This is a genomic window from Bacteroidales bacterium (assembly GCA_018334875.1).
Classification (GTDB): Bacteria; Bacteroidota; Bacteroidia; order Bacteroidales; family UBA12077; genus JAGXLC01.
On sequence record JAGXLC010000114.1, the window covers coordinates 1 to 11,605 of the forward strand.

10 protein-coding genes are annotated in these 11,605 nt (G+C 42.2%); 4 read left to right on the forward strand and 6 right to left on the reverse strand.

Going from position 1 to position 11,605, the window contains the following annotated elements:
- The 4 genes from KGY70_10560 to KGY70_10575 form a co-directional block, all read right to left on the reverse strand.
- Positions 1-615, reverse strand: a 615-nt coding sequence (locus KGY70_10560; GenBank protein MBS3775621.1) for a hypothetical protein, incomplete at its 3' end; no start/stop codon positions are given.
- Between the two features lie 69 nt (positions 616-684).
- A complete protein-coding gene (locus KGY70_10565) occupies positions 685-1,557 on the reverse strand; it encodes a hypothetical protein (protein MBS3775622.1) in 873 nt (290 codons plus the stop codon).
- A 22-nt stretch (positions 1,558-1,579) separates the two neighbouring features.
- The gene (locus tag KGY70_10570) at positions 1,580-1,987 is read right to left on the reverse strand and encodes a hypothetical protein (GenBank protein ID MBS3775623.1); all 408 of its coding nucleotides are present in this window, start codon (positions 1,985-1,987) and stop codon (positions 1,580-1,582) included.
- Positions 1,988-2,065: 78 nt separating this feature from the next.
- Positions 2,066-2,419 carry a translation initiation factor gene (locus KGY70_10575; GenBank protein MBS3775624.1) on the reverse strand — a complete coding sequence of 118 codons (354 nt, stop codon included), beginning with the start codon at positions 2,417-2,419 and terminating at the stop codon, positions 2,066-2,068.
- A gap of 282 nt (positions 2,420-2,701) precedes the next feature.
- On the opposite strand from KGY70_10575, the gene typA reads away from it, so the two are divergent.
- The gene (gene typA, locus KGY70_10580; protein MBS3775625.1) at positions 2,702-4,516 is read left to right on the forward strand and encodes a translational GTPase TypA; all 1,815 of its coding nucleotides are present in this window, start codon (positions 2,702-2,704) and stop codon (positions 4,514-4,516) included.
- 368 nt (positions 4,517-4,884) lie between these two features.
- On the forward strand, positions 4,885-5,865 hold the full coding sequence (locus tag KGY70_10585) for a hypothetical protein (GenBank protein ID MBS3775626.1): 981 nt from the start codon (positions 4,885-4,887) through the stop codon (positions 5,863-5,865).
- 133 nt (positions 5,866-5,998) lie between these two features.
- On the opposite strand, the gene KGY70_10590 is transcribed toward KGY70_10585, so the two are convergent.
- Positions 5,999-6,682, reverse strand: a complete 684-nt coding sequence (locus KGY70_10590; GenBank protein MBS3775627.1) for a DUF2461 domain-containing protein — start codon at positions 6,680-6,682, stop codon at positions 5,999-6,001.
- 29 nt (positions 6,683-6,711) lie between these two features.
- Positions 6,712-9,177 carry a bifunctional UDP-N-acetylmuramoyl-tripeptide:D-alanyl-D-alanine ligase/alanine racemase gene (locus tag KGY70_10595; GenBank protein MBS3775628.1) on the reverse strand — a complete coding sequence of 822 codons (2,466 nt, stop codon included), beginning with the start codon at positions 9,175-9,177 and terminating at the stop codon, positions 6,712-6,714.
- 143 nt (positions 9,178-9,320) lie between these two features.
- Between KGY70_10595 and KGY70_10600 the strand changes: the two genes are divergently transcribed.
- A complete protein-coding gene (locus KGY70_10600) occupies positions 9,321-10,160 on the forward strand; it encodes a hypothetical protein (GenBank protein MBS3775629.1) in 840 nt (279 codons plus the stop codon).
- A gap of 312 nt (positions 10,161-10,472) precedes the next feature.
- The gene (gene rsmI / locus KGY70_10605; protein MBS3775630.1) at positions 10,473-11,153 is read left to right on the forward strand and encodes a 16S rRNA (cytidine(1402)-2'-O)-methyltransferase; all 681 of its coding nucleotides are present in this window, start codon (positions 10,473-10,475) and stop codon (positions 11,151-11,153) included.
- The last annotated feature ends 452 nt before the right edge of the window (positions 11,154-11,605 follow it).

The window sequence follows — 11,605 nt, forward strand, 5'->3', positions numbered from 1 at the left end:
CCATGGAACCCGGACAACAGTGGTATCCCTGTTAACCAAACACCGGATGATGTTGTTCTTAAGCCCCAAATCCAGCAATATTACCTTATATTTTCCATCCCCATACTTTTGAACCGCAGAGGTACTTACTTTTTGCACCAGATTTTCTTCATTGGGATCGTACAGATCAACCTCTTCCTCGTCAATTATGATTTTTCCCAACATAACCCCTTCTTCTCTGATGATCTTGGTCAATGCCCTTGTATCCACCCCGTAAATACCGGGAACCCTGTTTTCCATCAGCCAGTTGGAAAGGCTTCTGGCCGCATTCCAGTGGCTGTAATTAAAAGAATAATCCGAGATAACCAACCCGCTTATCTGTACCCGGCTCGATTCAAAATGATCGGGTATGGCATTGGATTGCTTCTCCTCGGGAACTCCATAATTTCCGATTAAAGGATAGGTTGCAACAAGTATCTGACCGTGATAGGAAGGATCGGTAAGGCTTTCAGGATACCCTGTCATAGCGGTGTTGAACACAATTTCCCCTGAAACCGATTTCTCATAACCAAAAGATTTCCCATGGAATACTTTACCGTCACTAAGAACTAATTTGGCTGGTTTAGATTGGTACATCGTTTTTTTAAAAACCGCAACAAAGGTAAAGTGTTTTTCGATATATAAAAAACATATCGGAAAAAAATATTAACAACTCTTTTGAAAAAATTCCCGGCGCAGGTAGCCATACCAAAGAAAAAAGATACAAATGAGCAATACCATATTTCCCAGAACAATCAATAAAGTCACCCAGATGGAGTAGGCTTTGAACTGATAGAAATTAGCGATGATGGGGCGAAACATATATACTCCAAAAAGGATGGCAATGATCAAAGCCATAACCGGCTTTCTCATCTGAATATTCCCAGGGCTTACGAAGGTACCGTGGTTACTCCGGTACCAGTTTTTCGCAGATTTACCGAGCAAAAGGGCCAGAACAGCCAATCGTGCACCCAGGGCTGCACTGAGAAGTGAGCCGAAAACAATCCCTGTTTGAAAACTGCTTTCCAGATAGAAAGGATATAGTAACAGATGGGTGAATAAAAAAGTTATAAAAATGAGTCTTGCCCAATTTTTTCCTGTGTGGATCATATATGCAATGAATACATAGATTGCTGTGGCCATTATGGTTGGGAGCCCGGGACTTGAATGTGTGATTTCATGATGATGCAATAAAAATACGCGGAGCATATCAAACAAAAGGCTAAAGTAGATCAGCCAGGCTCCAATTTTAATATTCATGGGTAAATTAGCCGGAACCCGGAAATAATTGCTCATGGATTCAATCCAGGATTGCCGGTATTCATCCTTCTCCTGTTCCTGTTGCTTTTTCTTTTGAATCCAATCCGTAATTTCTTCAAACTGTTGATGGCTTAGCTTTCTTCTTCTCAATTCATTTCTGGCAGCATCTACAGCTTCGAACTGATAATCATCCCTCTTCCTGAGCAGGATATCCATCAGTTCTTCATTGGATCGTTCTGACATTACTGAGGTAAACCGGTTTTCCATTTTGCTCTGCATTAAAAATAAATTATAGAATAATTCACCCGGATTTTCTCAAAACATCCATCTTTTTTCTTCGGTCAAAGGAAAAGCTATTGCTTATAGAGTCTACAAACTCATAGGTTTCAAGGGCCTTCTGATTGAGCTGGTCTTTCAGGGGTCCTTCTGCTTTTTTGGCCATCTCTGCCAGCATATCGGCAAATAGTTCAATATTCGCTTCGCTATACCCGTACTCTTTTTTAAAAATATTGTCCATTTGATTCGGCCCGTATTTTAACAATACATTCAGATCCACACGGGTATCATTAATCATTTGTTTATTTAGCTGCTCAAAATCCTTATTCAACGGGGGAAGATCGGTGCTGCCACCTGTTATTCTCCCCAATAAAGCTTGCAGCACTACATGTATCTTTTCTATTTCACGCAGTATATAATCCCTCTGTTCCATTGCCTCTTCTCAATATTTACAATTTGGGTTCAAAACGCCTTACAGTCTTATTGTGGAATGTTATTGAACCAAAAACAGTCATCCGCCTGCCTTTTTAACCTTATATCCTCTGGATTTGAGAAAACCCAATACATCATCCCTGAGATCGCCCTGTATAATAAGCTCTCCGTTTTTCACAGAGCCACCTACACCCATTTTTGTTTTTATTTCCTTGCCAAGATCTTTTAAATCTTCTTCATTCCCAACAAAACCGGTTACCAGGGTAACTTCTTTACCCTTTCTTCGGCGTCGGTCCAGGCTAATACGCAAATCTTGTTGTTGCGGCGGCAATGTTTCCTCTTCGGTATTTTCGTCCAAATTATATTGAAAATTGGGATCTGTAGAATAAACAAAGCCGGAATTCTTCTTTTTCTTCTTTTTGTTCTTACTCATAGGTCGGATGTATTAAATGTGTAACAGGTATCCCACAAATGTATGAAAAGAATTGTGAAATCACATCACCTTGTCTCTGAATCATAAAGTTCTTCTATTTCTCCCCGACTACCCCATTCTAATACGAATTATTCTTCCCGCAGCTAGAGCTGCAAACAAATTTCCCTAAACTAACGGTAAGTACCATGTCCGGAGTTAAGTAGTTTGGTATTATTTTCCCGGCTGGAATAGCTATAATAACAAAATAAAGATTAATTTTGCAGCTCTTTTTTCAATACACTTATGAAGAATATTAGAAACATAGCACTTATAGCCCATGTTGACCATGGCAAAACAACCATTGTAGACCGGATTCTACACCAGGTAAAAATTTTTCGTGAGAACCAGGATGTCGGTGATCTGATATTGGATTCCAATGATCTGGAAAGAGAAAGGGGCATCACCATCCTTTCAAAAAATGTATCGGTAAGATATAAAGAAACCAAGATCAATATCATAGATACGCCGGGCCACTCGGATTTTGGTGGTGAAGTGGAACGGGTGCTGAATATGGCTGACGGGGTACTTTTATTGGTAGATGCCCTGGAAGGGCCCATGCCACAGACCCGCTTCGTGCTTCAGAAAGCTTTGAAACTGGGGCTCAAACCCATCCTAGTTATCAACAAGGTTGACAAACCCAACTGTTTGCCTGAAGAGGTACAGGAATCTGTCTTCGATCTGATGTTCCACCTGAACGCCACTGAAGAACAACTGAATTTTCCCACCCTCTTCGGTTCTTCAAAAGAAGGATGGATGTCTGACGATTACAGGAATCCATCCAATGATGTTTCTCATCTGCTGGATACCATACTGGATCACATCCAACCTCCACAAGAAGCTTCGGGCACACTACAGCTTCAGGTAAGCTCAATTGATTATTCCTCTTACCTGGGCCGTATAGCTGTGGGGAGAATATCCAGAGGAACCCTCCAGGCAGGCATGAGGGTGTCAATTGTAAAAAACAACGGAGCCATCATTCCATCTCAGATCAAGGAGCTTTATGTATTCGAGGGACTGGGCAAAGAGAAAGTAAAAAACCCGGTTGGTGCCGGAGAGATTGTGGCCGTGCTTCTGCCTGATAATTTCGATATTGGTGATACCATAGCAGATATAGAAAAACCGGAAGGCATGCCACCGCTACTCATTGATGAACCCACCATGAGCATGCTTTTTACGGTTAACACTTCACCTTTTTATGGTCAGGAGGGAAAATATGTGACGTCCCGACATCTTCGCGAAAGGCTTTTCAAAGAAACCGAAAAGAACCTGGCGCTTAAGGTAGAGGAAACGGATTCTCCGGAAAAATGGAATGTTTTCGGAAGAGGGGTATTGCACCTTTCTATCCTGGTAGAAACCATGCGGCGCGAGGGTTACGAATTTCAACTGGGTCAGCCCCAGGTAGTCCTGAAAGAAAAGAACGGAGAAATGCACGAGCCTATGGAACTTATGACCATTCACATACCGGAATCCTTCTCAGGCAAAGTTATTGAGATCGCATCCCAGCGAAAAGGAGAAATTATCAACATTGAAAATAAAAACGGCAGAACAGCACTGGAATTTAAGATTCCAGCACGGGGGATGATCGGTATCAACAACCTGATCCTTACTTCAACCGGAGGTGAAGCAGTCATAAATCACCGCTTTCATACCTATGAGACCTGGAAAGGCAATATACTCAACCGCAATACAGGTTCGCTGATTGCCATGGAAACAGGAACTGCTATACCCTATTCTATTGAGAAACTGCAGGACAGAGGAAACTTTTTTATAGAACCCACCGAAAAAGTATATGCCGGGCAGGTAATAGGTGAAAACACCCGACATGACGATCTCGTGGTGAATATCATCAAAACCAAGAAGCTGACCAATATAAGGGCCGCCGGCTCCGATGATAAAACCACAGTCATACCGGCTACCAAATTCTCTTTGGAAGAAGCCATGGAATATATCAAAAAAGATGAGTACATTGAAGTAACACCCAAATCGATCCGACTTAGAAAGATCATTCTGGATGAAAATGAAAGGAAACGGCTCAGGAAGAGTGAAGCCAGCGCCTGAATCCTTTACCTGTTAGAAATCAGAAAGGAATGCTTTGAAATGACCTGTTATTGATAATCATCAGGTGATCATTGAGATGAATGAAAGGGTTTGCCCATGAATTTTAATCTGCATTATTCAAAAACTTCACTATCCCGCTGAAGAAGCGGGATAGTGAAGTTTTTGAATGCGGGATGGTTTGCGGGATGGATGCAGATAACCCCGCATTAGAAAAACCGGCTTTTTGCGAAATTTTTTGAAGCAAAAAGCCAGGTTTTTCAATAGCGTCAGAATTATTCTTGAATAATTCGGGTTAAGGTTTGAGCTTTGAATTGGTTCAAAGAAGGAAACACAGTAAACAAGCAATACCTGATAATTGTATTTGAAACATGAAACGTCTGGTAGAGTCGCCGTTTTTTTATTTTGGATTTCTTGTTCTGGCGGGCATGGCTTATTATCTGTTTCTTTCATCAGAAGGTACCCTTACAGTATCCCACAGAGATAATTATGTGCTCTTCATGCAAAAGACATCCGGCCAAGAGCCGGATCTTTTCGCCGCAGGTCCGTTAACATTTTACTTTTATAAGCTGCTTTCCTACATCTTTCAATCACAGGAAACTGCATTTAATGCAGGGTCTGCTTTCCTGGGTGGTACTTTGGCCTGGGTACTGCTGAAATTTTCATCAAAATTGAAACTCCATCTCTATACCTTGATTTTTATAGGAACCTGGTCCATCATAAGCCCTTCCATACGGTACACACTGAGCCATTACCCCCATCTGATTCTTGGTATGATCTTTTTTCTGCTTTTATTCCTCAGCCTGATGCGAAAAAATCATTTCCTGGTCGTGGTTTTTCTGGTCCATCTTTTTATGACCCATGGAATTCTGGCGATGTTATCTGTTATTCTTGTTTCAGGCATGCTGATCAACCGAAAAAACGCTACTTATCTGATTCCTTTATCCATTTCTGCACTCTTCGGTCTCATCCTATGGCCGGGTATCTTTTCTGCCGACAATTTATCCCGGATCTTCTCCATGGCATGGCATTTTCCTCCCATTACCCTTGCCTGGAAACTGAATCCCGGGGACATACCCTTTTTTTGGATACTGGAAACGATACTAATTACAGGTTTGCTTGCCGGATTAATTACGTATGGGATAATGAATATCATCCGAAAAAGGATCAACCGTAATGAAATGGTTTATTCTTTTATCATTCTCTTGTTATGCTTACCAGTGTATAATTTCATCCCATTCCCTGCCGGAATTCAAATATTCCTTGCCTTCCCAATTCTTATCCTTCCCGGTGTTTCTTTATTGGGTGGCATATTGGTCAGATCAAAACCATCAGAATCCATTAAAAATTAGCGGATATATTAAAAGAGGCCGGCGAAATATTCAACTGGGCTGGCAAATATTAAACCATCATTGGCGGTTATTTATTTTTTGTGGCAAAAATTCATGTCTATCACTTTATAAACATTCAATTATAAATAACAATTTAATACGCAGACCCTTCCGTATGGAAGTCAATCGCCTCATTGATAAACTGATTTAAAGGGTAAACCGTTTCAAAGGCTTCCATAATTTCCTCCGTAAGCGCTTCTGATGTCAGCAGATCTTCTTCAAACGGCTTTAACACCGTATAATCCTTGTAGTTCAGGAGATCTACATCTTCAAAATCCTTCGGGAAGCCCTTGGGTGCAGTTTTCAGTTTGCCGTCGGAAACGATTGTACCAAACTGCTCCATAAAGCCGGGATCGTAGATGATCCCCTTAAATTCAGCTGTATTCTCGTATATCTCCGTACGTATGGCTTTCAAACTTTTGGAGGAAGGCCTGTAGATACCACCTGCTGCAAACGAATTACCCGGTTCTACATGAAAATAGTACCCGGCATACCCGGCCCTTCTACCTTTGGGTGCGATGAAAGCGCCGAAATTTTTCTTGTAGGGCAGTTTGTCACGGGAAAAACGAATGTCTCTATTGATCCGGAAAATACAATCTTTCGGCTGCAAATTTTTTATGAAATCATCAAAAGAAGCAATTTCAGCAATCAGGTATGCGATATACTGTTCAAATTCTTTTCGAACCAACTGATAACGGGCTTTATGGGCATGAAACCATTCCTTGTTGTTGTTGGCTGCCAAATCGCTGAGAAAACCGAGCATTTCGCTGCTTATCATAGGAGATATTTATTTAATTTCTACCTATCTCATTCCTGGTAATACACCCTTTTCACCCTTTCGGAAATACCGGTAAAAATCTCATAGGGAATGGTGTGCATTTTTTCAGCAAGTTCGGTAACGGGTATCTGATCGCCGAAAACGATCACCTCATCCCCCTCCTTTATTTCACAATTGGTGATATCGGCCATACACATGTCCATACAGATATCTCCTACCACGGGAACATAGTATCCGTTGATATAAAGCCTGCCAACTCCATTACTCAGAGCCCGGGAGAACCCATCCGCATATCCTACCGGTATCACGGCAATTTTCATATGATGATCGGCCTTGCCTTTTCGTCCGTATCCGATGGTACTGCCTTTAGCCACCTCTTTTACCTGGATGACGGTACTTTTAAACGTGCTTATGTTACGCAGTTGACTCTGATCTACCGCACTGATGCCATACAATCCAATGCCCAAACGTACCATGTCGAACTGAAACTCCCGAAAACGCTCGATACCGGCTGAATTCAATATATGACGTACTACCGGATATCCCAGTGATATCGTTATCTTATCACTCAGGGATTCAAACAGACTGATCTGACTTTTGGTAAAAGCATCCTGAGCGGGTTCGTCGCTAGCAGCCAAATGGGAAAACACCGAATGCACTTTCAGAAAATTCCGGTCAAGAAGCTGATCGATCAGGGCATCAACCTCCAGGGGTTTAAATCCCAGGCGGTTCATACCTGTATCCAGTTTGATATGCACCGGATATTCTGTGCTCCCGTAATTGTGTACCATTTCGCTAAATTTACCCAGCACATGGAAGTTGTATATTTCCGGCTCCAGCTCGTAATCGAGCATCAACCCGAAACTTTCTTCTTCAGGATTCATTACCACGATGGGCATGGTGATTCCTGCCTCACGAAGGGTAACGCCCTCATCGGCAAATGCCACACCGAGGTAATCCACCCTTTGGTATTGCAAGAGATTGGCTATTTCATAAGTGCCACTTCCATAGGAAAAGGCTTTGACCATGGCCATGATCCGGGTTCCGTTCTTCAGAAGGGAACGGAAATAATTGAGGTTATCCACCATAGCATCCAGATCTATCTCCAACAAGGTCTGATGCATCTTTTCCCCGAGGGCATGGCTGATCTTCTCAAAATGGAATTTTCTGGAACCTTTCAAGAGAATGGCCTCATCATAAAAATTCTGTTCCGATAAAGCGGCCAGAAATTGTTCCGTAGAGGAATAAAACTTCTTCGGTAACCCAAAACAATCCTGGTTGGCAGATATGGACTCCCCTATTCCGATCAGCCGGTCCACTTTATTCCGTTGCACCCGGTCGGCTACTTCATTGTATAACTCCCGTTCTTCCCTGCCACTTTGAAGGATGTCAGAAAGTATCAGCGTTTTTTTCCGGTGCTGATTCTGATGGTTAAGGGTGTTGAGGGCGATATCAAGTGAGCCGAGATCGGAATTGTAGCTGTCGTTAATAAGGGTACAATGGTTGATCCCTTTTTTCATCTCAAGGCGCATGGCAATAACAGGAAGATCAGCCATTCTTCGCCGAATCAACCCTTCACCGATACCCAGATGTAACATCAAAAGCCACACATGGATGGCATTTTCAACAGATCCCCGGTCAATATAGGGTATAACAACCTTCACTTCCCGTTCGTGGTATTCTCCTTCAATGGTAGTATGGGTATTGCCTTTGTTGATTTGCTCAATATTCAGATCCGAATCACCTTCCAAAGACCAGGTCACAAATTGTTTGTTCTTTAACTGGTCGCTTACCTTAATGCGCTTATGAATCCGGTCATGATCCTTGCAGTAGATCAACACTTCAGATTCTTCAAACAGTTGTATCTTCTCATCGATCTTCTGTTGCAGGTCCCGGAAGTTCTCCTGGTGTGCCTCGCCAATATTGGTAAAAATTCCAATATCCGGCCGGATGATGTTTTCCAGCCTGAACATTTCATTGGGCTGTGAGATGCCGGCTTCAAACATTGCCAGGTTGTATTCCTTACTCATGCCCCACACGGATAACGGAACGCCTACCTGAGAGTTATAGCTTTTCGGACTGCGGATAATCTTATACTGATCTTCCAGAACATGGTAAATCCATTCCTTTACAATGGTCTTTCCGTTGCTTCCGGTAATTCCAATAACAGGATAATCGAATTGATTCCGGTGATAAGCAGCAAATTGCTGCAAAGCCCTCAAGGCAGAATGTACCTTAACGAAATTGGCGTGGGGATAGTCTTCCATATGATCCGGAAGACGTGAGACAACAAAATTCTTCACCCCTTTATTCCACAATCCGGGAATATAATCATGCCCGTCGTGCCGCTCACCTTCTATAGCGAAGAAAGCTGTATCTTTCGCGGAAAAAATTTTGCGGCTGTCTATGGCAAGATGGCGGATGATTGCTTCGGACCCCCGGTACAACTCCCCGGAGGTATGGCGGGCCAGGTCGGTAATGGTATAATCAGGCATAAGACTGTTTTTATCTGGTTGACTTATATTTGTGTTCTATGGTTTTATACACTATATCCGGTATAAAGGTTCTTATTCATTTGTATCAAATTTTTCCTACAGTTTCGTTATTTTTGTAGAACCATAAAATTAAAAACAAAAATATGGATTTTAACCACAAACTTGACAAGATATTAGAGGATATTCAGGAAATTGAGAATTATACCGTAGATTTCAAAAATGCCCGTGCCATTCCCAAGATCGAAATGGACATCCTCACTGAAAAAGTTCGTCATTTGTATGATGAACTCCTGCAAATCGACCGGAATTATCCGTACGAAGCTCCTGCAACTCAATCTGAAGGCATCTCCTTCGACTATCAGTCAGAAGATCAACCGGAGAAGCAGGTAAAGCAGAAACAGGAACCGGCAAAGAAGAAGCATCCTTCATCCGGGGAGCCTGCAGAAAATGAAAAACGGGCTCAGGAAGAAACCAGGAAAGAAAAGGAAAAGGAAAAGGAAGAAGAACCCAACAAAGAAACTTCCCAAAAGCAGGAAAAAGAGGAAAAGAAAACGACCTTCCCGGAAGAAAACGCCTCCTCGCGGATACAGTATGAAGATCAATCGGTCGAGGAAAGCAAAACCGTTAACCGGCCCGAGAACGAAGACATACCCGAGATACTGGCGGACAGATTTTACAATACCAAAACTTCTATGCACGACAGCCTGGCCAGGAAACAATCACAAAACAACATCTCATCCAAGATACAGGCGAAGCCCATCCAGGACCTTAACAAGGCCATCGGGCTGAATGAACGGTTCCTTTTCATCCGGGAACTTTTTGGCGGAGATAAAAATGCCTATTATGAGGCCATACAGATCATCAATGAAATGCCCAACTATGAGGAAGCCGAACAGTATATTCAAGAGCGTTTCAACTGGGATGAAGACAAACCTGAAGTGATCAGGTTCATGGAATTGGTGAGAAGGAGGTTTGTTTCGTAACAATACAATATAATGCGCTTAAACGAAGGATATTTTGTATACGACCTGGAAAGCATAATAAATTCCAAATCACAAATCACAAATATCAAATAATATCCAATGATCAATTTTTCAATGATCCAAACCCACGTTATAAGCTTCCAGTTGATTTGTTTGATCAGCTTATATGAATTTACAAACCCAGTTTTAAAAATTGTAACATTGAAATTTGGTGCTTGTTTGAAATTTGGTGCTTGAATTTTGGTGCTTGATAATTATCTGTTCCAACAGCAATTATATTGATCCTGGAATAATTATAAATGAAGTGATTTAATGTCCAAACTCTATATTATCCCCACTCCCATCGGTAACCTGGAAGACATCACCTTCAGGGCTGTCAGGATACTCGGGGAGGTTGACTTCATACTGGCCGAGGATACCCGTAACACCAAGAAGCTGCTGGATCACTATCAGATACGGAACCGTATCGAATCACACCATAAGTTCAACGAGCATCAGAAGACAGACTCATTGGTGCAACGGCTTGCCGAAAACGATGAGACTGCCGCTTTGGTTAGCGACAGCGGCTCCCCCGGTATCTCGGACCCCGGCTTCCTGCTGGTTTCAACCTGCCTGAGCAAGGGTGTGGAAGTGGAGACCCTGCCCGGGGCTACGGCTTTCATCCCGGCCCTCGTCAATTCGGGATTGCCCTGCGACAGGTTTGTATTCGAAGGATTTCTGCCCCACAAGAAAGGCAGGAAGAAAAGACTGGAATTACTGGCGGAAGAAACAAGGACCGTCATACTGTACGAATCACCCTACCGGCTGTTAAAAACGCTCCAGCAGCTTGCGGAATACTTCGGAGAATCACGCAGGACATCGGTTTCGCGTGAGCTGACCAAAATCTATGAGGAGAATGTCCGTGGCAGTTTGTCTGATCTGGTCAATCACTTCGAAAAGCAAAAGATCAAAGGGGAGATTGTGATCGTTGTGGAAGGGAAGAGCAGAAGATAAAAGACTAAATAATAAATTCTAAATCCTAATTTCTAAGTATTAGGGTTTCATTTCTAAGTCTTCAGGTAAAGCTTCTAAGGGTTGGGGTTTCCTGTCGAAGTCTTCTTATAATGATTCTTAGCGTTGGTGTTTTCATTCCCAGATCTAAGCCAATACTTCAAAAAACTGATATTGCCTTTCGAAATACTGAAGATCATTTCCGAATGCTCCGGATTACCTTTCCGGCTATAATTATTCAAACTCCTGGAACACTCATAAAACAGATGTCATAATAATACACCTATCAAAATATAAGCAGCAATCATCAACTCATTTAATAAGTCTGTCAAAACTCCTGCTATACGGAAATCAACATGAAACCTTATATTGCAAAACACGTATAGCCATAAAACTATGGTTTTCTAAAAAGGGCTTATATAGTATATACAGACAATAAAGCCGTCATTCAATTT

Bases quoted from the DNA above. Each gene is read 5' to 3' on its own strand.
- KGY70_10565 (MBS3775622.1), bottom strand. From the start codon at position 1,557: ATGCAGAGCAAAATGGAAAACCGGTTTACCTCAGTAATGTCAGAACGA.
- KGY70_10585 (MBS3775626.1), top strand. From the start codon at position 4,885: ATGAAACGTCTGGTAGAGTCGCCGTTTTTTTATTTTGGATTTCTTGTT.
- KGY70_10575 (MBS3775624.1), bottom strand. From the start codon at position 2,419: ATGAGTAAGAACAAAAAGAAGAAAAAGAAGAATTCCGGCTTTGTTTAT.
- KGY70_10600 (MBS3775629.1), top strand. From the start codon at position 9,321: ATGGATTTTAACCACAAACTTGACAAGATATTAGAGGATATTCAGGAA.
- typA (MBS3775625.1), top strand. From the start codon at position 2,702: ATGAAGAATATTAGAAACATAGCACTTATAGCCCATGTTGACCATGGC.
- KGY70_10570 (MBS3775623.1), bottom strand. From the start codon at position 1,987: ATGGAACAGAGGGATTATATACTGCGTGAAATAGAAAAGATACATGTA.
- KGY70_10595 (MBS3775628.1), bottom strand. From the start codon at position 9,177: ATGCCTGATTATACCATTACCGACCTGGCCCGCCATACCTCCGGGGAG.
- rsmI (MBS3775630.1), top strand. From the start codon at position 10,473: ATGTCCAAACTCTATATTATCCCCACTCCCATCGGTAACCTGGAAGAC.
- KGY70_10590 (MBS3775627.1), bottom strand. From the start codon at position 6,682: ATGATAAGCAGCGAAATGCTCGGTTTTCTCAGCGATTTGGCAGCCAAC.